This window comes from Pseudomonas sp. MYb327, from assembly GCF_040438925.1.
In the GTDB taxonomy this organism is placed as follows: domain Bacteria; phylum Pseudomonadota; class Gammaproteobacteria; order Pseudomonadales; family Pseudomonadaceae; genus Aquipseudomonas.
In genome coordinates this window covers 5,652,230-5,673,240 of the sequence record NZ_CP159258.1, presented here as the reverse complement: position 1 = coordinate 5,673,240, position 21,011 = coordinate 5,652,230, and the positions used below count along the sequence as shown (strand labels likewise).

The following is a 21,011-nucleotide window of genomic DNA, read 5'->3' as shown; positions in this document are numbered from 1 at the left end:
GGTTCAGTGTCATTTAGACGGCGGCGTTATAGAACTGCTCGCTGCTCTTCTGCTCCACCAGTGCCTGTTCGATGGCGGCCTGGTGCACTTCGTCAGCGTGCTCTTCGCGGGCTTCCGGCAAGATGCCCAGGCGCGAGAACAGTTGCATGTCCTTGTCGGCCTGCGGGTTGGCAGTGGTCAGAAGTTTTTCGCCGTAGAAAATCGAGTTGGCGCCCGCGAAGAAGGCCAGGGCCTGCATCTGCTCGTTCATGGCTTCGCGGCCGGCGGACAGGCGCACGTGGGATTTCGGCATCAGGATCCGCGCAACGGCGAGCATGCGGATGAAGTCGAACGGGTCGACGTCTTCAGCGTTTTCCAGCGGCGTACCGGCGACTTTCACCAGCATGTTGATCGGCACCGACTCCGGATGCTCGGGCAGGTTGGCCAGCTGGATCAGCAGGTTGGCGCGGTCGTCCAGCGACTCCCCCATGCCAAGAATGCCGCCGGAGCAGATTTTCATCCCCGACTCACGCACGTACGCCAGGGTTTGCAGGCGCTCGCTGTAGGTGCGGGTGGTGATGATGCTGCCGTAGAACTCAGGCGAGGTGTCGAGGTTGTGGTTGTAGTAGTCGAGGCCCGCCTTGGCCAGCGCTTCGGTCTGGTCCTGATCGAGACGGCCGAGGGTCATGCAGGTTTCCAGGCCAAGGGCTTTAACGCCTTCGACCATCTTCAGCACGTAAGGCATGTCTTTGGCCGACGGATGTTTCCACGCCGCGCCCATGCAGAAACGGGTCGAACCGATGGCCTTGGCACGAGCGGCCTCTTCGAGGACCTTCTGCACTTCCATCAGCTTTTCTTTTTCCAGCCCGGTGTTGTAGTGACCGGACTGCGGACAATATTTGCAATCTTCCGGGCAAGCGCCGGTTTTGATCGACAGCAGGGTCGATACCTGGACGCGGTTGGCGTCGAAATGCGCGCGGTGCACCGTCTGAGCCTGGAACAACAGGTCGTTGAATGGCTGAACGAAGAGAGCTTTGACTTCGGCCAAAGACCAGTCATGACGCAGGGTTGCAGAGGTACTGGCGCTCATGGGCGTTTCCTTTGTTTTATGCTTGGCTGGCGCTGGGGACGGAACACCCACAGGCGCATCACAGATGTTTCGGCATATTTAAGGAAGAGCGATGCGCTGTCAACCAGGATACAAAGGACCGGTTTACATCTGGCTAAAAAACAAACAGCCCTGTTTGCTTTGCGGTGAAACACCCGATGGCGCCACGCCCATCTGCATGGCCTGCGAAACCGAACTGCCCTGGCTCGGCGAGCACTGCTGTACGTGCGCCCTGCCCTTGCCTGCCGCCGGCCTGACGTGCGGCCAATGCTTGAAGCAACCGCCGTCCTTCGAACGGGTCGTTGCACCGTGGATGTACGGCTTCCCGGTCAACAGCCTGATTACTCGTTTCAAACACAACGCTAAATGGCCATTTGGCCACTTGCTGGGCGAACTTCTTGCTCAATCCCTGCAACATCGCTTCGAGCACGACCTGCCAAGACCCAATGCCCTGATCCCGGTGCCGCTGGCCACCAAGCGTCTGCGCCAACGCGGATTCAATCAGGCGGCGATGCTGGCTCGCTGGCTCAGCGACCGACTGCACATTCCTTGCGACGAACGGTTGCTGTTGAGGACTCAAGACACCGACGCACAACAGGATCTGAATGCCGAAGCACGCAGAAAAAATCTGCGCGATGCCTTCGCACTCACGCCCGAGGCCGTTGTGAAGGGGCGGCACCTTGCGCTGGTGGACGACGTGCTCACGACCGGCGCGACGGCGCAAGCGCTCGCACGTCTGTTGGTCGACGCGGGAGCCTCGCGAGTCGATGTCTATTGCCTGGCCCGCACGCCCAAGCCTGACGAGTCGACCTGACTTGACTCCCAGGCCCCGAGCCGCCAACGTCCTCACCACCGTCACAGCCCAAAGCGCCTAGCCATGTCCTTGCCTACGTTGTTGTCCCAGCACATTGTCCGTCGCCCGCAACGCATCGCCCTGCTGCAGCACATCGCGGAACAGGGCTCGATCACCCGCGCTGCGAAAAGCGCGGGCCTGAGCTACAAAGCGGCGTGGGACGCCATCGACGAGTTGAACAACCTCGCGCAAAAACCGCTGGTGGAGCGCGTGGTCGGCGGCAAGGGCGGTGGCGGCGCCAAACTGTCGAGTGAAGGCGAGCGCGTATTGCGCCTGTATCAAAAGCTGCAAGCGCTGCAGGCCCAGGTATTGGATGCCGCCGAAGAGGCCAGCGACCTCGATTTGCTGGGCCGCTTGATGCTGCGCACCAGTGCGCGCAATCAATTGCACGGCAAGGTCGCCGCCATCGAAACCCAGGGCCACAATGACCGGATTCGCCTGGAACTGGCCGAAGGCTTGAGCATCGACACGCAAATCACCCACGACAGCACCCTGCGCCTGGATTTGCAGCCGGGCACCGAAGTGGTTGCTCTGATCAAGGCTGGCTGGCTCGACGTGCTCGGCAACGACGATGACGGAACGCTCGGACACAATTGCCTGACCGGGATCATCGAAGAAATACTCGACGCCGAAGACGGCCCCAGCGAAGTGCGCATCGCCCTACCCAACGGCCAGATACTCTGCGCACTGGCCGAGCCTGGGCATTTGCTGTCCCGCAAGCTGACGCCCGGTCAACCGGTGCGCGCACAATTCTCGCCGTCCAACGTGTTACTCGGCACGCCGCTGTAAGCACAACTGCAACAAAACCTTCATCGACGATCATTAAGGTGACTGCAAATTTCGCAGGGAGCCTGATGTGAGCCTATTGAAAGAACACCAACCCACCGACCTCGAACAGATGCTCGGCCTCAGCCGTCGTGGATTTATCAGCGCAGGTGCCCTGTGCGGCGCCGCAATGTTCCTCGGCGGCAACCTGCTGAGTCGCAGCGTGCTGGCCGCCAGTGTCAGCGCCGGCACCAGCCAGTTACTGGGTTTCGACAGCATCCCCGCCGCCACCAGCGACAGCATTAACCTGCCACCGGGTTACAAGGCTTCGGTATTGATCAGCTGGGGCCAGCCCCTGCACAAAAACGGCCCGGCCTTCGACCCGAGTGGCAACGGCAGCGCCGAACATCAGGAACTCCAGTTCGGCGACAACAACGACGGCATGAGCCTGTTCGCCATTCCCGGCGACAACAACCGCGCGTTGATGGCGATCAACAACGAGTACACCAATTACCGCTACCTCTATCCCCACGGCGGCATGCCGCAATCGGCCGAAGAGGTGCACAAGGCTTTGGCTTGCGAAGGTGTGTCGGTCATTGAAGTGCAACGCAGCAAAGGTAGATGGCAATTCGTTCAGGGCTCGCGCTACAACCGACGCATCCACGGCAACTCGCCGATCAGCCTGAGCGGACCGGCGGCGGGTCATGACCTGTTGAAAACCAGCGCTGATCCACACGGCAAAACCGTCCTCGGCACGTTCCAGAACTGCGCCAATGGCCAGACGCCGTGGGGCACTTACCTGACCTGCGAAGAGAACTTCACCGATTGCTTCGGCAGCAGCAACGCCGAACAGAAATTCGACGCGCCACAGAAACGCTACGGCGCGGTGGTGACCAGTAAAGAGATCAACTGGCATCAGCACGACCCGCGTTTCGACCTGGCGAAGAACCCCAACGAACTCAACCGTCACGGCTGGGTGGTGGAGATCGACCCGTTCGACCCGCAATCGACTCCGGTCAAACGCACCGCACTGGGCCGTTTCAAACACGAAAACGCGGCCCTGGCGGAAACGGCTGATGGCCACGCCGTGGTGTACATGGGCGACGACGAGCGCGGCGAGTTCATCTACAAATTCGTCAGCCGCGACAAGATCAATCACAAAAAACCTGAGGCCAACCGCGACCTGCTGGACCACGGCACCTTGTACGTGGCGCGCTTCGACGCGGGCGACGGCAATGGCGATCACCCGAAAGGCCAGGGCGAGTGGATCGAACTGAGCCACGGCAAAAACGGCATCGACGCCAGCAGCGGTTTTGCCGATCAGGCCGAAGTGCTGATTCACGCGCGCCTGGCCGCCAGCGTGGTCAAGGCCACGCGCATGGACCGCCCGGAATGGATCGTCGTCAGCCCCAAGGACGGCCAGGTTTACTGCACGCTGACCAATAACGCCAAACGCGGCGAGGACGGCCAACCGGTGGGCGGGCCGAACCCGCGCGAGAAGAACGTCTACGGGCAGATCCTGCGCTGGCGCACCGACCGCGACGATCACGGTTCGAAAACCTTTGCCTGGGATTTGTTTGTGGTGGCCGGCAACCCGCAAGTGCATGCCGGCACGCCGAAAGGAGGCTCGTCGAACATCACCCCGCAGAACATGTTCAACAGCCCGGACGGCTTGGCGTTCGATACTGCCGGCCGGTTGTGGATTCAAACCGACGGTGATTCGAGCAATACCGGTGATTTCGCCGGCATGGGCAACAACCAGATGCTGTGCGCCGACCCGCTGACCGGGGAGATTCGTCGGTTCATGGTCGGGCCGATTGGCTGTGAAGTGACGGGGATCAGTTTCTCGCCGGACCAGAAGACGATGTTTATCGGGATTCAGCATCCGGGGGAGAACGGGGGTTCGACCTTTCCCGAGCATTTGCCCAACGGTAAGCCGCGGTCTTCGGTGATGGTCATTACGCGTGAAGACGGCGGGGTTATCGGCGCCTGATAGACCCTCATCGCGAGCAGGCTCGTTCCCACATTAGATCGTCTGTGTGCATGCAATTCTCGGCACAACAACGATCACCTGTGGGAGCGAGCCTGCGCGCGATAGCGTCAGCCCAAACAGCACACCTCTCAACCCGGCCACTAAAGAAGCCCCGTCTGCGCTACCATGCCTGGCCGGACGCAGCAGCCTGCTGCGCGCAGGAGTCAGCATGGCCCACCCGTTTGAAACGCTCACCCCAGACCTCGTGCTCGATGCCGTCGAAAGCATCGGCTTCCTCAGCGATGCACGCATTCTGGCGCTCAACAGCTACGAAAACCGTGTCTATCAGGTCGGTATCGAAGACTCCGAGCCGCTGATCGCCAAGTTCTACCGTCCCCAACGTTGGACCAACGAAGCGATCCTGGAAGAGCACCAGTTCACCTTCGAACTCACCGAAGTCGAGGTGCCGGTCGTTGCGCCGCTGATCCACAACGGTGAAACCCTGCACGAACATAACGGCTTCCGTTTCACCTTGTTCCCGCGAAGAGGCGGCCGGGCACCCGAGCCGGGCAACCTCGATCAGTTGTATCGCCTGGGGCAATTGCTCGGTCGCCTGCACGCCGTCGGCGCCACCAAGCCCTTCGAGCATCGTGAAGCGCTGGCCGTGAAGAACTTCGGTCACGACTCGCTGGCGACCTTGCTGGAAGGCAATTTCATCCCCCGCAGCCTGTTGCCGGCCTACGAGTCGGTGGCCCGTGATCTGCTCAAGCGTGTGGAAGATGCCTACAGCAACACGCCGCACCAGAACATCCGCATGCACGGCGACTGCCACCCCGGCAACATGATGTGCCGCGATGAGATGTTCCACATCGTCGACCTTGACGACTGCCGCATGGGTCCGGCGGTGCAGGACATCTGGATGATGCTCGCTGGCGACCGTCAGGAATGTCTCGGTCAATTGTCGGAATTGATGGACGGCTACAACGAATTCCACGACTTCGATCCCCGCGAATTGGCGCTGATCGAACCGCTGCGCGCCCTGCGCCTGATGCACTACAGCGCTTGGCTGGCCCGCCGTTGGGACGACCCGGCCTTCCCGCGCAGTTTTCCGTGGTTTGGTACGGAACGCTATTGGGGCGATCAGGTGTTGGCGTTGCGTGAGCAGCTCGCCGCCCTCAACGAAGAACCACTGAAATTGTTCTAACCCTTGTAGGAGCCGGAGTGCACCGCGTTATCGTTCATCGCCGGCAAGCCGGCTCCTACAAAAGTCCTTACACATCTATACAATCCCCTCTTTGTTAGCTGCCTAAGCAAGGATTCTGCATGCAAGCCGCCAACCCGCGTCGCGGGTACATCCTGGGCCTGAGTGCCTACATCATCTGGGGACTTTTCCCGCTCTACTTCAAAGCCATCGCCAGCGTGCCCGCCGTGGAAATCATCATCCATCGCGTGCTCTGGTCGGCGCTGTTCGGCGCGTTGCTGCTGATGGTCTGGAAGCATCCGGGCTGGTGGCGCGAACTGCGCGAGAATCCGAAACGACTGGCGATCCTGGCACTGAGCGGCACGCTGATTGCGGCCAACTGGCTGACCTATGTGTGGTCGGTGAACAACGGACGCATGCTGGAAGCCAGCCTCGGGTACTACATCAACCCGTTGGTCAACGTGCTGCTGGGTATGCTTATCCTCGGCGAGCGACTGCGGCGCATGCAGTGGATTGCGGTGGGTCTGGCGGCGGTTGGTGTCGCGCAACAGGTGTGGCAAGTCGGTAGCCTGCCGTGGGTGTCGTTGGTGCTGGCACTGTCCTTTGGTTTCTACGGCCTGATTCGCAAGCAGGCACCAGTCAAGGCACTGCCCGGGTTGGTGGTGGAAACCTGGATGCTGGTGCCTATTGCCGTCGCCTGGTTGCTGTTCAATCAGACGGCAGCAAGCGCTCAACCTGAATTCTGGACGACGTCCGAAGCCTGGTGGCTGGTGGCCGCCGGCCCGGTGACTCTCGTGCCGCTGGTGTGTTTCAACGCCGCTGCACGGCATTTGCCCTACACCACGTTAGGGTTTCTTCAATACCTGGCGCCGACGTTGGTGCTGTTGCAAGCCGTGTTGCTGTTTGGCGAACACTTGTCCTCCAGCACACTGGTGACGTTCATTTTCATCTGGGCCGGCCTGGCGGTTTACAGCGTCGATGCGTGGCTTAGCCTGCGCCGCCGCAGCTGATCAAAAAACGTACAAACCTCTGTAGGCCACGTTTAACGTGGCCTACAGCGTTCCTTCCCAAGGTTATCCACAGCGTGATCCCCGGCGTTTGTGCGCAAGTGACTGAAACTGCTGGTTTTTTGATCAGATTTGAAAAAGCCCCGGCCGGCGTGGCCTGGCGGGCTGTCTCTACAGGTTATCCACAGGCAGGTGCACGTTTAACTTGGATAACCTGCTCAGGGTTCGCTGCGCAGTACCAATTCGACCATCAGGTCGTCCGCCAGGGTTTCGAGGCGCGATTGCAGCACGTCCAGAGACAGCGTCAAAGGTACGGCGAGAATTGCTTCGGCATGGAACAGCGGCTCGCTGCTCATCGGCGCCGGGCGCACCTCGGTCACCAGCCGTTCCAGATTCACTCCCTGCTCGCTCAGTAACCGGGTGATATCACGCACGATCCCCGGCCGGTCATTGCCCACCAATTCCATGGCGATCGGTTTCCAGGTACAGGATTGTTCGATACCGCTTTCGGCGATCAATACGCGAATTCCATGGGCAGACAACGCCTGTAGGGCATCGACCAGCGAATCGTAGGCTTCGGCCGGCACCCCCACCCGAAGTATCCCGGCAAATTGTCCGGCCATGCGCGACATGCGGCTTTCCAGCCAATTGCCGCCCTGCTCGGCAATGCATTGGGCAATGCGCTCGACCTGCCCGGGCTTGTCCGGTGCGAAAACTGTGAGTACGAGGTGGTCCATGGCGCAGCCCTCTTTTGTTATTGAAAAACAAGTATAGGCAAGGGTTGAACCGGCGCTGACAGGACCGACGTCATCACTGGCAAGCCAGTTCCTGCAAAATTGCGCAAGGCCCTGTAGGCGCTGGCTTGCCAGCGATCAAATACGCCGCCGATCTGCTGAGAACCATAAATCGTGTACAACTTTTTATATTTAACTGGAACAATCTCATACTTTTTTGAGAACATCCCGATCCCCGACGTGACTGCAATGCGTCACGGGGTCGCAGAACGACGTAATTAGTCTAATTTTCACAAGCGCAATTCATCATGTAGTATGCCGCAGCGCGCACTACATAACGTTGGATCGATGTCTGCCACAGGCGCAGTCGCATCCCTGAAAGCCCCGTCAGCAAGGCCTCAACGCCGTTGATTGGTCCCCACCCAGCCGTCAGAAATGGCATGCACTGGTCGCAGGGTTTGTGGTTTAAATGCCCAAGGCTTCATTGTTAAATTGAAGAGCTGAAAAGCGAAATAGCTGAGCAGAGTGAGGCAAGCAATGACTGAACACGTTCAAGTCGGTGGCCTGCAGGTCGCCAAAGTCCTGTTCGACTTCGTGAACAACGAAGCCATTCCCGGTTCCGGCCTCACCGCCGATAAGTTCTGGGCCGGTGCCGACAAGGTCATTCATGACCTTGCGCCGAAGAACAAAGCCCTACTCGCCAAACGCGATGATTTCCAGGCTCGTATCGATGGCTGGCACCAGTCCCGTGCCGGTCAGGCGCACGATGCCGTGGCTTATAAAGCCTTCCTGCAAGACATCGGTTATCTGCTGCCAGAAGCGGCCGATTTCCAGGCAACGACGCAAAACGTCGATGAAGAAATCGCCCGCATGGCCGGTCCACAACTCGTGGTTCCGGTAATGAACGCCCGCTTCGCGCTCAACGCTTCGAACGCCCGCTGGGGTTCGCTGTACGACGCGCTCTACGGCACCGACGCCATCAGCGAAGCTGACGGCGCGGAAAAAGGCAAAGGCTACAACAAGGTTCGCGGCGACAAGGTCATCGCCTTCGCCCGCGCCTTCCTCGACGAAGCGGCGCCCCTGGCAGCCGGCTCCCACGTCGACTCCACCAGCTACAAAATCGTTGATGGCAAACTGGTCGTCGCCCTCAAAGGCGGCAGCAACAGCGGCCTGCGCAACGATGCCCAGTTGATCGGCTTCCAGGGCGATGCTTCGGCACCGACCGCGATCCTGCTGAAAAACAACGGCCTGCACTTCGAAATCCAGGTCGACGCCAGCACCCCGGTCGGCCAGACCGACGCTGCCGGCGTCAAAGACATCCTGATGGAAGCCGCGCTGACCACCATCATGGACTGCGAAGACTCCGTCGCCGCCGTCGATGCCGATGACAAAGTGGTGATCTACCGCAACTGGCTCGGCCTGATGAAGGGCGACCTGTCGGAAGAAGTCGCCAAGGGCGGCAAGACCTTCACCCGCACCATGAACGCTGACCGCACCTATACCGGTGTCGACGGTAACGCGGTGAACCTGCACGGCCGCTCGCTGTTGTTCGTGCGCAACGTCGGTCACCTGATGACCATCGATGCGATCCTCGACAAAGATGGCAACGAAGTGCCGGAAGGTATCCTTGACGGTCTGGTCACTTGCCTCGCGGCGATGCACAACCTGAACGGCAATACCTCGCGCAAAAACACGCGCACCGGTTCGGTCTACATCGTTAAACCGAAAATGCACGGCCCGGAAGAAGCCGCGTTCACCAACGAGCTGTTCGGTCGCATCGAAGACGTGTTGGGCCTGCCGCGCAACACCCTCAAAGTCGGGATCATGGATGAGGAGCGTCGTACCACGATCAACCTCAAGGCCTGCATCAAGGCTGCGAGCGAACGCGTAGTGTTCATCAACACCGGTTTCCTCGACCGCACCGGCGACGAAATCCACACCTCCATGGAAGCCGGCCCGATGGTGCGCAAGGCTGACATGAAGGCGGAAAAATGGATCGGCGCCTACGAGAACTCCAACGTCGATATCGGCTTGAGCACCGGCCTGCAAGGTCGCGCCCAAATCGGTAAAGGTATGTGGGCCATGCCCGACCTGATGGCGGCGATGCTCGAACAGAAAATCGCTCACCCACTGGCCGGTGCCAACACCGCTTGGGTACCTTCGCCAACCGCCGCCGCTCTGCACGCGCTGCACTACCACAAGGTTGACGTGTTCGCCCGTCAGGCCGAACTGGCCAAGCGCGCCCACGCGTCGGTGGACGACATCCTGACCATCCCGCTGGCGGTGAATCCGCAGTGGACTGCCGAACAAATCAAGAACGAACTGGACAACAATTCCCAGGGCATCCTTGGTTATGTAGTGCGCTGGATCGACCAGGGCGTTGGCTGTTCGAAAGTGCCGGACATCAACGATGTCGGCCTGATGGAAGACCGTGCGACGCTGCGTATTTCCAGCCAGCACATCGCCAACTGGCTGCGTCACGGCATCGTCACCGAAGAGCAAGTGATGGAAAGCCTCAAGCGCATGGCGCCGGTGGTTGACCGTCAGAACGCCGGTGATGCGCTGTACCGTCCGCTGGCACCGAACTTCGACAGCAACATCGCCTTCCAGGCGGCCGTCGAACTGGTGATCGAAGGCACCAAGCAGCCGAACGGCTACACCGAGCCGGTTCTGCACCGTCGCCGCCGTGAGTTCAAGGCTGCCAATGGCCTGTAACTGAGCGTTTGCGCCGGACATGAAAAAGCCCTGATCGAAAGATCAGGGCTTTTTTATTGCGGTAAATCCGTAGGAGCCGGCTTGCTGGCGATCCAGACACCGCAGTGAATCAGGCAAACCATGTAATCGTTCATCGCCAGCAAGCCGGCGCCTACATCCCCAACTCATGCTTGACCAACCCGAGCAACTTGTCGGTATCGACAGGCTTGAGCAAAAAGTCCACCACGCTCAAATGCATCGCGGCAATCGCGTCTTTCACATCGGCATCACCGGAAACGATGATGATCGGCATGGCCGCCCGTACCGACTCGCGCACCTGGCGGATCAAGTCCAGGCCATCGATATGTCCCATCCGCAGATCCGTAATCACCAGGCCAATGGAGGGTTTCTCGTCCAGCATCTTGAGTGCTGTTTCGCCACTGGCCGCGGTCAGGCAGCGAATCCCGTCCAACCCCAGAATCTCTGACAACAGCTCTCGGGCGTCTCTATCGTCATCGACGATCAGCACCCGCTGCGGCGGCAGGTCAGGTTCCAGCATGACGGCACTGAGCGCCTCGCGCTCGGCGTCACTCAAAATATCGTGGTCGGACATGGCTTTCTCTACATGTTCAGTACAGTTCCCTAGCACAGTGGTGAGACATCGCTAAGCAGACCTTCAATGTGCACTTCGTCGGAAACTTTTCCAAGAGGGGAACACAGAGGTTTTTCGCTCAATTGCGTAAGTCTTTTCCGACACTTCATCACACCTGCTGCCTACCTAGACTTACGTCCAATGGGCACCCAGCCCGCAGGGGCCGACCATGGCTGAGTCATCCGACAACAACAAATCCAAAAAAGACTGCGGTAATGGTTATGAGTAAAGCGGACGCCTTCACACAGGCAGGGAAAACCGCGGTGTTGCAGAACATCCAGGGCACTTTGCAATTCCTTCAGCGCTTCCCGCCCTTCAATCAGATGGAACACGCCCACCTGGCGTACCTGGTTGAGCAATGTCAGCTGCGTTTTTATGCGCCCGGCGAGAGCATCATCAAGCCTGCCGACGGCCCGGTTGAACACTTCTACATCGTCAAGCAGGGTCGAGTCGTGGGCGAGCGTCCGCATTCGGCCAAGGGCGGTACCGAAACCACGTTCGAAATCACCACCGGCGAGTGTTTTCCCCTCGCCGCGCTGCTGGGCGAGCGCGCGACCCGCACTGAACACCTCGCCGCCGAAGACACCTTTTGCCTACAACTGAACAAGCTCGCATTCATCAAATTGTTTGCGCTTTCCGGCACCTTTCGCGACTTTGCCCTACGTGGCGTGAGCAGCTTGCTGGATCAGGTCAATCAGCAAGTACAGCAGAAAGCCGTGGAAACCCTCGGCACCCAATACTCGCTGAACACCCGCCTTGGCGAATTGGCCATGCGCCATCCGGTGACGTGCAGCCCGACCACGCCGTTACGGGAAGCCGTGACCCTGATGCATGAGCAGCAGGTCGGCAGCATCGTGGTGGTCGATGAACAAAAGGCACCGCTAGGCATATTCACCCTGCGCGACTTGCGCCATGTGGTGGCCAGTGGCATCGGCGACTTCAACGAAGCCATCGAGCGGCACATGACGCAGGCGCCGTTCTATCTAAGCCCGGACCACAGCGCCTTCGATGCAGCGATTGCCATGACCGAACGGCATATCGCGCACGTTTGCCTGGTCAAGGACCAGCGCCTGTGCGGGGTGGTTTCCGAGCGGGATCTGTTTTCCCTGCAACGGGTCGATCTGGTGCACCTGGCGCGTACCATTCGCAGCGCCCAACGCGTGGAAAACCTGGTAGTGCTGCGTGGCGAGATCGGTCAATTGGTCGAGCGCATGCTGGCCCATGGTGCCTCTTCGACCCAGATCACCCACATCATCACCCTGCTCAACGACCATACCGTGTGCCGGGTGATCGAACTGACGCTGGCGGAGAAAGGCGACCCCGGCGTGCCGTTCAGTTGGTTGTGTTTCGGCAGCGAAGGTCGCCGCGAACAGACCCTTCACACTGACCAGGACAACGGCATTATTTTCGAAGCCCGGGACGCCGCCCACGCTGCGGAAATCCGCGGCAAGTTGCTGCCCATCGCCCAGCAGATCAACCACAGCCTGGCGCTCTGCGGCTTCACCCTGTGCAAGGGCAACATCATGGCCGGCAATCCCGAACTGTGTTTGTCCAGGGTCGAATGGGCACGGCGCTTTGCGGCATTCATCCGCGAGGCCACTCCGGAGAACCTGCTGGGTTCGAGCATATATTTCGATTTGCGCGTGGTCTGGGGCAACGAGCAAAGTTGCGAACAGCTGCGCCGCGGGATTCTCGATCAGGTCGGCGACAACCGCTTGTTCCAGCGCATGATGGCCGAGAATGCGTTGCGCAATCGCCCTCCCGTAGGACGATTCCGCGAGTTTGTCCTGGCGCGGAAAAATGGCGAGAAAGCCACACTCGACCTGAAGGTTCAGGGCCTGACTCCATTCGTAGACGGCGCACGATTGCTGGCATTGGCCAACGGAATCGAAACCAACAATACGCTGGAGCGCTTTCGCCAACTGGTGGATAAAGAAGTCATCGAACCGCTGGACGGAGCGGCGTACGAAGAGGCGTATCACTTCATCCAGCAAACCCGCATGCAGCAGCATCAGCTACAGACCCGGGAGAATTTGCCCTACTCAAACCGGGTTGATCCGGACAGCCTCAATCATCTGGATCGACGCATCCTGCGAGAATCCTTGCGCCAGGCCCAACGCCTGCAAAGCAGCCTGACCCTGCGGTATCAGCTATGAGCCTGTTCTCATGGTTGCGCCCGGCCGGGCCGATGCTGAGTGGCGATCTGCAACAACGTCTGCAACGCTTGCCGGCGCTGAGCGGTTTGAGTGAGTGCAGCCTGCGTGAACAGCGCTGGGTTGTGCTCGACCTGGAAACCACCGGGCTGAACCTGAACAAGGACCGGGTGCTGTCCATCGGCGCGGTAGTGATCGAGGACGGCGCGATCGATTTCAGTCAGCAGTTCGAACGCACCCTGCAATGCGCCGAACTCAAGCTCGGCCCCAGCATTTTGATTCACGGTCTCGGCCCCAGCGCAATTGCCGCCGGCAGCGATCCCGCCGAGGCGCTACTTGAATTGATGGAGTTCGTTGGCGACAGCCCGGTGCTGGCCTTTCATGCGCCGTTCGACCAGCACATGCTCGGGCGCGCGTTGAAGGATCACTTGGGCTACAAGTTGCAGCATGCGTTTCTGGACGTGGCGGACATCGCACCGCTGCTGTGTCCACAGGCCAACATCCGCGAGGCCGGTCTGGACGAGTGGATCGACTGGTTCAAGCTGGAGGTCTTCGAACGCCACAACGCCAGTGCCGATGCACTCGCCACTGCTGAGCTGGCGTTGATCCTGTTCAGCCGCGCGCGGCAACAACAGATTCGCAGCCCGCTGCATTTGCAACAACGGTTGAATCAGTGGAAGCGCCGGCAGCAAACCCCGTCCTTCTAACCTTCACTTAACCCCAGTGGCAAGGGAGCTCGCTCCCTCGCCACAGAGCGGTGATAAACATCAAAACTCACCCGACCAACGCCAATTGCTTTACCGCCCCCGCCTCTGACACAATCGCGAACAATTCTCGTTAGTTAACACTTCCCAAACGGTGATGCTGCGTGTCGTCAGTCCCAAGCCCTCAAAGTGAGCTCGTCGGTGCGTTATATCGCGACCATCGCGGTTGGCTATTGGCTTGGCTTCGGCGCAACGTCGCTTGCCCGCAAAGGGCTGAAGATCTCAGCCAGGACACTTTCGTGCGCTTGCTGGGCCGTGAGGAGCTGAAACTGCCACGCGAACCGCGGGCATTTCTGGTGGCGATTGCCAAGGGCCTGCTGTTCGATTATTTCCGCCGCGCCGCGCTGGAACAGGCCTACCTCACCGAACTGATGCTGATTCCCGAAGCCGAGCAACCCTCGGTAGAGGAACAGCAAATGATCCTCGAAGACTTGAAAAACATTGATCGCCTGCTCGGCAAGCTGTCGAGCAAGGCCCGGGCGGCGTTTCTCTACAATCGCCTTGACGGCCTCGGCCACGCGGAAATCGCCGAGCGCTTGGGCGTTTCCGTACCCCGCGTTCGCCAATACCTGGCGCAAGGCATCCGCCAGTGCTACATCGCGTTGTACGGTGAGCCGGTATGAGCCCGGTCAGTTCCAAGCCGGTGTCGGCGCAGGTGCTTGATGCCGCGATCGCGTGGCAATTGTCCATGGATTCCGGCAACGCTGTGGAGCGCGAAGAATTTGCCAAATGGCACGCCGCCCACGAGGAACATGCGCGCGCCTGGCGCCAGTTAGGCATGCTCGACCAACGTTTCAGCGTCGCCAGCGGCCCGGCCCGCACGGCCCTGCTGCAATCGCGCGCGAACATTCGCCGGCGAGTTCGCAAGCTTGGCAGCGGTGTGGCCAGCGTCGTCGCGGTGATTGGCTTGACGCTGTTCGGCGCTGATCGTTACCTGCCGCTCGACTATTGGCTGGCCGACCAGCGCACCGCCACCGGTGAGCAACGCACGCTTCGCCTCACCGACGGCACGCTGATCAACCTCAATACCCACAGTGCCGTGGACGTGCGCTTCGACGAAAAGCAGCGACTGGTGATTCTTCAGGAAGGCGAAATCCTCGTCGAAACCGGTCATGGTGACGCCCGGCCGTTCATCGTCGAGACGCGTGAAGGCAGCATGCGGGCGTTGGGGACTCGGTTCCTGGTCAAGCGCGAAGAGGGAGGCACGCGCCTGAGCGTGCTGCAATCGGCGGTAGCTGCCCATCCGCAATCAAACCCTGACGAACTGATTTTGCGCGAAGGCCAGCAAATGCTGATACGCAATGACGGGTTGGGGCCAATGACCGCGCTCAACCTGGGTGCGGATGCCTGGACCCGCGGGATGCTGGTGGTGGACAACGCGCGGCTGGAGGATCTGATTCAGGAAATCGGTCGCTATCGTCCCGGGCATTTGGGCGTGGCGCCGGAGGTGGCCGAACTGCGGATCACCGGCAGCTTCCCGCTGCGGGATACCGATCTGGCGTTGAGCGCGCTGTTACCGACTCTGCCGGTACAGATTGAACAACGCACGCAATGGTGGGTGACCGTGGCAGCGAAGACTGAATCCAAGCCCTGAGCAAAAGCGGAACCCTGTGGCGAGGGAGCAAGCTCACTCGCCACAGCTGTGCAGACTGAATTACTAAATCTAAATTATTTTCATCTAGCCCTATCACTTTTTGATTCTCGTCCGGCACCTAGGCAATTGAGAAGTATTCACTTTCAGGAGCCGCTGTATGTCCCGTTCGCTAGACACCTTGTTGCGCCCCAGTTTGCTGGCGGTTGCCATTGTCCTTTGCACCCCTTTCGCCAGCAGCCAACTGATCGCCGCTGAACAGGCGTCCAGCGTACGCGCTTACAACTTGCCGGCCGCGCCTTTGGCCAACACGCTGAACCAGATCGCCAGCCAGGCCGGCGTCGCACTGTCGTTGAACCCATCGCTGGCAGCGGGCAAGACCTCGGCACCCGTCAACGGCCAGTTCGATGCTGCTGGCGCTCTGCGTGAAGCCCTGCGCGGCACCGGTCTGCAACTGGAGCAAAGTGGTTCAGGGACTTACAGCCTGGTGGCCGTGCCCGAGGGCGCGATGGCCCTGCCGGCGACCAGCGTGATTGGTGTGGAAGACAACGAAAGTGCCTGGGGGCCGGTGCAAGGCTATCTGGCCAAGCGAACGGCCGCCGGGACTAAAACCGATACGGCGCTGGCCGAGGTGCCTCGTTCAATTTCTGTCGCCACCCGTGAGCAGATGCAGGACCGCGCCGTTCAGAACCTGGATGACGCCGTACGTTATATGCCTGGAGTCGTAGCCAGCAGCTACGGCAGCGACAGCCGTGCCGAATGGCTGAAGGTCCGCGGATTTGAACCGACTCAATTCCTCGATGGCTTGCCGCTGCCCAAAGGCACCTATGCCATGCCCAAAATAGAAACCTGGGACCTTGAACGAGTGGCTTTGCTGCGCGGCCCTGCATCATCGCTATACGGCCAGACACCTCCTGGTGGCTTGCTTGACATGGTTAGCCGCCGCCCTGAAGAACTTGCCAGCAACGAAGTGCAGCTACAGGTCGGCAGCTACGAGCGCAAGCAGATCAGCTTCGACAGCACCGGTCCCCTCGATGACCAAGGGCAATTTCTTTACCGTGTCAGCGGTGTGGTGCGAGACAGCAACACCACCATTGAGCACACCGATGATAAACGCTACAACATCGCTCCCAGCCTGACCTGGAACATCGATCCCGATACCAAACTGACCTTTCTGAGCCAGTTCAACCGTGACGATACCGGCATTACCAGCCAGTTCTTGCCGTTGCAAGGCACCAAGCTTTCAACACCTGCCGGCGAAGTGAAGTATCACAAGAACCTGGGCGATCCCGAGTGGGAGTTCTACGACAAGACTTATTACGCCTTGGGTTATGCGTTTGAGCACCGGATGAACGACGTTTGGCAGTTCCGTCAGAATCTGCGCTACACCAAAAGCGACTTGTCCTTCCAAGGCATCACCTCTGGCGGATTTTTCGGCTCGGTCAGTGACGACGGCACCTTGTCCCGGGGCGCCAACGTCGTCAACGAAGACATCAGCCAATTCGCTGTGGATAACAACTTCCAGGCCGATTTCGACACTGGCGTGATCAGGCACACCGTGTTGCTGGGCCTGGACCACCAACGCGTCAACACCAACTACAAATGGCTGTTTGGCAGCGCGCCGACCAGCAATATCATCACCCCGATTTACGGCCAGGACTTCAGTAACGTCAATTACACCGCGTTCAACGATTACAACCAGAAGACCCATGACACAGGCCTCTACGTTCAGGACCAGATGGCCCTCGACAACTGGCGCCTGACGCTGGGCGGTCGTCAGGACTGGCTGCACACCGACTCGACCTTCTACAACGCGAACAATGCCAAGGACACCCGCAACGACGAAGCCTTCACCGCAAACGCAGCCCTGAGCTATGTGTTCGATTCCGGCTTCACCCCGTACATCTCTTACGCGGAGTCTTTCCAGGCCGAAGCCGGTGGCGCCAACGGTGAAGCCTTCAAGCCGGGCACTGGCAAGCAATACGAAGTGGGTATCAAATACCAGCCTCCGGGTATGGACATGCTGTTCACTGCAGCGGCCTATGATCTGACCCGCAAGGACATCGTGCTCAGTGACACACTGGGCGTATCGCGTCCGTTGGGTGAAGCCAAGGTGCGTGGTTTCGAACTGGAGGCGACCGGTGACGTCAACGAAAACCTCAAATTGACGGCGGCGTATACCTACGCCAATACCAAGATGACCAAAGTCACCAGCCCCCTGGACAAAAACCGCCCACTTCCACTGACGCCGGAAAACCAGGCCTCTGCATGGGCTGATTACACTTGGCACACTGGCGTGCTGGATGGTTTCGGACTCGGCTTCGGCGTGCGCTATATCGGAGAAACCGACAACATTGCCATCGGCAGCATGGGCTTCGTGCGTGATAAATCTGACGGCCATAGCGATTCGTATACCGTTTATGACGCAGCAGTCCATTATGACTTGGGCCGCCTGAACAGCTCCCTCAAAGGCGTTAGCGTTGCCGTCAACGCCAATAACGTATTCGACAAGGAATACATCTCGACGTGTGACGGGTTCTACTGCTACTACGGCGACCGTCGCAATGTCTTGGCTAGCGTTAACTACAAGTGGTAACGGCATGACCTGACATGCCCCACGACCAAGCCGCCCTCAATGGGCGGCTTTGGTGTTTCTGAAGGCTTTGAAATGAAAAGTAAAACAATTCGCCGCTGGTCCGCTGTTCATACCTGGACCAGCCTGATTTGCACGGTGTTCCTGCTGATGCTGGCGCTGACCGGCTTGCCGTTGATCTTCCACCACGAGATCGACCACTTGCTGGGAGATGCTGCCGAGTTGAAGCAAATGCCCGCGGACACCCCGCAACTGAATTTGCAGCAATTGGTGCTGGCGGCGGAGAAGCATCGTCCCGGCGAAGTGATGCAGTACTTCGGATTCGATGAAGACGAGCCCAATGCCGCCATCGCGATCATGGCGGCAACGGCCGGTACTGAACCGAACTCTTCCCACACGTTCATGCTCGACGCCCGCACCGGCGAAGCGCTGGAGATGCCGTCGGCCAATGGCGGTTTCATGATGCTGATGTTGCGCTTGCACGTGGACATGTTCGCCGGGCTGCCGGGCAAGTTGCTGCTGGCATTCATGGGGATTTTGTTCGTGGTGGCGATCGTCTCCGGCACGGTGTTGTACCTGCCGTTCATGCGCCGCTTGAAGTTCGCCACCGTGCGCCAGGACAAATCCACACGCCTGCGCTGGCTCGACCTGCATAACCTGATCGGCGTCGTGACCCTGACCTGGGCGCTGGTGGTGGGCGTGACGGGTGTAATCAGTGCTTGCGCCGACCTGTTGATCGCCGCGTGGCGCAACGACAGCCTCAGCGCGATGGTCGCGCCGTACCGCGATGCCCCGCCGCTGACACAACTGGCGCCCGCCACCCGCCTGCTCGACATCGCCAAGGAAGTCGCACCGGGCATGCAACCGGACTTCATCGCTTTCCCCGGCACGCGGTTTTCCAGCGAGCACCATTACGCAGTGTTCATGAAAGGCAGCACGCACCTGACTTCTCACCTGCTGACCCCGGTTTTGATCGACGCGAGCACCCTGCAAGTCACCGCCGTGGCTGAACGTCCGTGGTACATGGATGCGATGGGCATGTCGCAACCGCTGCACTTCGGTGATTACGGCGGCATGCCGATGCAGATCCTCTGGGCGACCCTGGATGTGTTGACGATCATCGTGCTCGGCAGCGGGGTTTACCTCTGGGTGGTGCGGCGCAAGGCAGCAAAACCAGTCCTGGAAAAAGTGGAGAGCGCGGCATGAGACCCAGGCAGTCGAATTTCTGGAAAGTCTTCGCTACGCCCACCATCATCGCTCTGTTCAGTGCCGCGGGATTGTTTGCCGCGTTGCTTGGCGATGGCATCTGGGATGCCCTGAGCTGGCTCGGGCTGGGTATTCCTGCCGTTCTTGCCCTGCGCGGTCTCCTCCAACGCCACTGACCCACCCCTGTAGGCGCTGCCGAACGCGGCCCGAGCTTTCGGCAGCTCCTGCAGGGTTATACGACAACACCTCCCTCCCCGCCTGTCGCTTTACCCCGCCTACCCTTTGACATATTTGTTGACACTTTCCCCCTTGCGCTCCTATAAAGACGCATGTTGTACGACAACTTACAACAACAGCTACACCCATAACTCCAAAAATAAAATGACGGTGATGTGATGAAAGTCAAAGGCATCCGCTGGTGGATGGTCGGTCTGGTGACAGCCGGCCTGATAGTCAACTACCTGGCTCGCAATACCCTCTCAGTGGCTGCCCCGACACTGATGAGCGAAATGAACATTTCCACCGAGCAGTACTCGCACATCGTCGTCGCCTGGCAGGTTTGCTATGCGCTGATGCAACCGGTGGCCGGTTACATCATTGATGCCATCGGCACCAAAATGGGTTTCGCCATTTTCGCTTTCGCCTGGTCGATTGCCTGCGCCCTGGCTGCGCTGGCGAGTGGCTGGCAGGGTCTGGCGTTCGTCCGCGGCCTGCTTGGGCTGACAGAAGCGGCAGGCTTGCCGGCGGCAGTCAAAGCGACCACTGAATGGTTTCCGGCCAAGGAACGTTCGGTGGCAATCGGCTGGTTCAACATCGGTTCATCGGTCGGCGCATTGCTGGCGCCGCCACTTGTGGTCTGGGCGATCCTGCACAGCGGCTGGGAACTGGCGTTCCTGATCGTCGGCGGCCTGGGCGTGATCTGGAGCTTCTTGTGGCTGATCCTCTACAAACACCCAAGGGACCAAAAACGCCTGGGCGACGAAGAGCGCGCTTACATCCTCAGCGGCCAGGAAGAACACTTCAAAGACGCGGCGAGCAAAAAAGGCAGCTGGAAGAAGATCATTGGCAGCCGTAATTTCTACGCCATCGCCAGCGCGCGGATTCTCTCCGAGCCAGCCTGGCAGACGTTCAACGCGTGGATTCCGCTGTACCTGATGACCGAGCGGCACATGAACATCAAAGAGATCGCGATGTTCGCCTGGCTGCCGTTCCTCGCCGCCGACCTTGGCTGCGTACTGGGCGGCTATCTGAGCCCGTTCTTCCACAAGCACTGCAAAGTGTCGTTGTTCACCTCGCGCAAGATGGTCCTGCTGTTCGGTGCCTCGTGCATGATCGGCCCGGCGTGCATCGGCCTCGTCGCCAGCCCGTACACGGCAATTGCTCTGCTGTGCGTCGGCGGCTTCGCTCACCAGACCCTGTCCGGTGCGCTGTACGCGATCACCTCTGACTCGTTCGGCAAAAACGAAGTGGCCACGGCCACCGGCATGGGCGGAATGTTCGGTTACCTCGGCGCGGCTGCCTTCACCCTGGTGTTCGGTGTGATGGTGACCAAAATCGGTTACAGCCCGCTGTTCGTGGTGCTGGCGATCTTCGACATCGTCGCCGCGTTCATCGTCTGGACCGTCGCCCGCGAACTCAAGCCTCAGCAAGCTTCAGGCCCACAAGCTGGGTCGCAGACACTGCAACCCGCCAGCTGACACGCAAATCCTGTCGGAGCAAACTTGCTCGCGATGCGGCCG

General features: G+C 59.7%; 17 protein-coding genes. 14 read left to right on the top strand and 3 right to left on the bottom strand.

What is annotated here, in order from left to right:
- Positions 1-13: 13 nt before the first annotated feature.
- Positions 14-1,069: a biotin synthase BioB gene (gene bioB, locus ABVN21_RS25620; protein ID WP_339554852.1), complete on the bottom strand. Its 1,056-nt coding sequence runs from the start codon at positions 1,067-1,069 to the stop codon at positions 14-16.
- 91 nt (positions 1,070-1,160) lie between these two features.
- On the opposite strand from bioB, the gene ABVN21_RS25615 reads away from it, so the two are divergent.
- The 5 genes from ABVN21_RS25615 to rarD all read left to right on the top strand — a co-directional run bounded on the left by ABVN21_RS25615 (position 1,161) and on the right by rarD (position 6,888).
- Positions 1,161-1,901 (top strand): ComF family protein, encoded by a 741-nt coding sequence (locus ABVN21_RS25615; RefSeq protein WP_339554853.1) that lies wholly within the window; start codon positions 1,161-1,163, stop codon positions 1,899-1,901.
- Between the two features lie 63 nt (positions 1,902-1,964).
- Complete coding sequence (locus tag ABVN21_RS25610; protein WP_339554854.1) at positions 1,965-2,729, top strand: TOBE domain-containing protein; 765 nt, start codon at positions 1,965-1,967, stop codon at positions 2,727-2,729.
- A gap of 67 nt (positions 2,730-2,796) precedes the next feature.
- Positions 2,797-4,698: a PhoX family phosphatase gene (locus ABVN21_RS25605; RefSeq protein ID WP_339554855.1), complete on the top strand. Its 1,902-nt coding sequence runs from the start codon at positions 2,797-2,799 to the stop codon at positions 4,696-4,698.
- 208 nt (positions 4,699-4,906) lie between these two features.
- Positions 4,907-5,881 (top strand): serine/threonine protein kinase, encoded by a 975-nt coding sequence (locus ABVN21_RS25600; protein ID WP_339554856.1) that lies wholly within the window; start codon positions 4,907-4,909, stop codon positions 5,879-5,881.
- A 119-nt stretch (positions 5,882-6,000) separates the two neighbouring features.
- Positions 6,001-6,888, top strand: a complete 888-nt coding sequence (gene rarD, locus ABVN21_RS25595; RefSeq protein ID WP_339554857.1) for an EamA family transporter RarD — start codon at positions 6,001-6,003, stop codon at positions 6,886-6,888.
- Positions 6,889-7,103: 215 nt separating this feature from the next.
- On the opposite strand, the gene ABVN21_RS25590 is transcribed toward rarD, so the two are convergent.
- The gene (locus ABVN21_RS25590) at positions 7,104-7,622 is read right to left on the bottom strand and encodes a glycine cleavage system protein R (protein ID WP_034147426.1); all 519 of its coding nucleotides are present in this window, start codon (positions 7,620-7,622) and stop codon (positions 7,104-7,106) included.
- A 534-nt stretch (positions 7,623-8,156) separates the two neighbouring features.
- Between ABVN21_RS25590 and ABVN21_RS25585 the strand changes: the two genes are divergently transcribed.
- The gene (locus ABVN21_RS25585; protein WP_339554858.1) at positions 8,157-10,334 is read left to right on the top strand and encodes a malate synthase G; all 2,178 of its coding nucleotides are present in this window, start codon (positions 8,157-8,159) and stop codon (positions 10,332-10,334) included.
- A gap of 151 nt (positions 10,335-10,485) precedes the next feature.
- On the opposite strand, the gene ABVN21_RS25580 is transcribed toward ABVN21_RS25585, so the two are convergent.
- Positions 10,486-10,926: a response regulator gene (locus tag ABVN21_RS25580; RefSeq protein ID WP_339554859.1), complete on the bottom strand. Its 441-nt coding sequence runs from the start codon at positions 10,924-10,926 to the stop codon at positions 10,486-10,488.
- 260 nt (positions 10,927-11,186) lie between these two features.
- Here ABVN21_RS25580 and ABVN21_RS25575 point away from each other — a divergent pair, with 260 nt between their 5' ends.
- From ABVN21_RS25575 to ABVN21_RS25540, 8 genes are all read left to right on the top strand, one after another.
- Positions 11,187-13,121 carry a putative nucleotidyltransferase substrate binding domain-containing protein gene (locus tag ABVN21_RS25575; protein ID WP_339554860.1) on the top strand — a complete coding sequence of 645 codons (1,935 nt, stop codon included), beginning with the start codon at positions 11,187-11,189 and terminating at the stop codon, positions 13,119-13,121.
- On the top strand, positions 13,118-13,825 hold the full coding sequence (locus ABVN21_RS25570; RefSeq protein ID WP_339554861.1) for a 3'-5' exonuclease: 708 nt from the start codon (positions 13,118-13,120) through the stop codon (positions 13,823-13,825). Before ABVN21_RS25575 ends, ABVN21_RS25570 begins: the two co-directional genes overlap by 4 nt.
- 161 nt (positions 13,826-13,986) lie before the next feature.
- Positions 13,987-14,505: an RNA polymerase sigma factor gene (locus ABVN21_RS25565; protein ID WP_339554862.1), complete on the top strand. Its 519-nt coding sequence runs from the start codon at positions 13,987-13,989 to the stop codon at positions 14,503-14,505.
- Positions 14,502-15,476 carry a FecR family protein gene (locus ABVN21_RS25560; RefSeq protein ID WP_339554863.1) on the top strand — a complete coding sequence of 325 codons (975 nt, stop codon included), beginning with the start codon at positions 14,502-14,504 and terminating at the stop codon, positions 15,474-15,476. Before ABVN21_RS25565 ends, ABVN21_RS25560 begins: the two co-directional genes overlap by 4 nt.
- A 157-nt stretch (positions 15,477-15,633) precedes the next feature.
- Entirely contained in the window at positions 15,634-18,069 is a 2,436-nt protein-coding gene (locus ABVN21_RS25555) for a TonB-dependent siderophore receptor (RefSeq protein WP_339554864.1), read from the top strand.
- Positions 18,070-18,141: 72 nt separating this feature from the next.
- A complete protein-coding gene (locus ABVN21_RS25550) occupies positions 18,142-19,272 on the top strand; it encodes a PepSY-associated TM helix domain-containing protein (RefSeq protein WP_339554865.1) in 1,131 nt (376 codons plus the stop codon).
- Positions 19,269-19,448 carry a hypothetical protein gene (locus ABVN21_RS25545; RefSeq protein WP_339554866.1) on the top strand — a complete coding sequence of 60 codons (180 nt, stop codon included), beginning with the start codon at positions 19,269-19,271 and terminating at the stop codon, positions 19,446-19,448. The genes ABVN21_RS25550 and ABVN21_RS25545 overlap by 4 nt, the downstream gene beginning before the upstream one ends.
- 219 nt (positions 19,449-19,667) lie before the next feature.
- Entirely contained in the window at positions 19,668-20,969 is a 1,302-nt protein-coding gene (locus ABVN21_RS25540; protein ID WP_339554867.1) for an MFS transporter, read from the top strand.
- Positions 20,970-21,011: the final 42 nt, after the last annotated feature.

Excerpts from the sequence above, each read along its gene's own strand:
- bioB (WP_339554852.1), bottom strand. The coding sequence starts at position 1,069 with ATGAGCGCCAGTACCTCTGCAACCCTGCGTCATGACTGGTCTTTGGCC.
- ABVN21_RS25615 (WP_339554853.1), top strand. The coding sequence starts at position 1,161 with ATGCGCTGTCAACCAGGATACAAAGGACCGGTTTACATCTGGCTAAAA.
- ABVN21_RS25610 (WP_339554854.1), top strand. The coding sequence starts at position 1,965 with ATGTCCTTGCCTACGTTGTTGTCCCAGCACATTGTCCGTCGCCCGCAA.
- ABVN21_RS25600 (WP_339554856.1), top strand. The coding sequence starts at position 4,907 with ATGGCCCACCCGTTTGAAACGCTCACCCCAGACCTCGTGCTCGATGCC.
- rarD (WP_339554857.1), top strand. The coding sequence starts at position 6,001 with ATGCAAGCCGCCAACCCGCGTCGCGGGTACATCCTGGGCCTGAGTGCC.
- ABVN21_RS25590 (WP_034147426.1), bottom strand. The coding sequence starts at position 7,622 with ATGGACCACCTCGTACTCACAGTTTTCGCACCGGACAAGCCCGGGCAG.
- ABVN21_RS25585 (WP_339554858.1), top strand. The coding sequence starts at position 8,157 with ATGACTGAACACGTTCAAGTCGGTGGCCTGCAGGTCGCCAAAGTCCTG.
- ABVN21_RS25580 (WP_339554859.1), bottom strand. The coding sequence starts at position 10,926 with ATGTCCGACCACGATATTTTGAGTGACGCCGAGCGCGAGGCGCTCAGT.
- ABVN21_RS25575 (WP_339554860.1), top strand. The coding sequence starts at position 11,187 with ATGAGTAAAGCGGACGCCTTCACACAGGCAGGGAAAACCGCGGTGTTG.
- ABVN21_RS25570 (WP_339554861.1), top strand. The coding sequence starts at position 13,118 with ATGAGCCTGTTCTCATGGTTGCGCCCGGCCGGGCCGATGCTGAGTGGC.
- ABVN21_RS25560 (WP_339554863.1), top strand. The coding sequence starts at position 14,502 with ATGAGCCCGGTCAGTTCCAAGCCGGTGTCGGCGCAGGTGCTTGATGCC.
- ABVN21_RS25555 (WP_339554864.1), top strand. The coding sequence starts at position 15,634 with ATGTCCCGTTCGCTAGACACCTTGTTGCGCCCCAGTTTGCTGGCGGTT.
- ABVN21_RS25550 (WP_339554865.1), top strand. The coding sequence starts at position 18,142 with ATGAAAAGTAAAACAATTCGCCGCTGGTCCGCTGTTCATACCTGGACC.
- ABVN21_RS25545 (WP_339554866.1), top strand. The coding sequence starts at position 19,269 with ATGAGACCCAGGCAGTCGAATTTCTGGAAAGTCTTCGCTACGCCCACC.
- ABVN21_RS25540 (WP_339554867.1), top strand. The coding sequence starts at position 19,668 with ATGAAAGTCAAAGGCATCCGCTGGTGGATGGTCGGTCTGGTGACAGCC.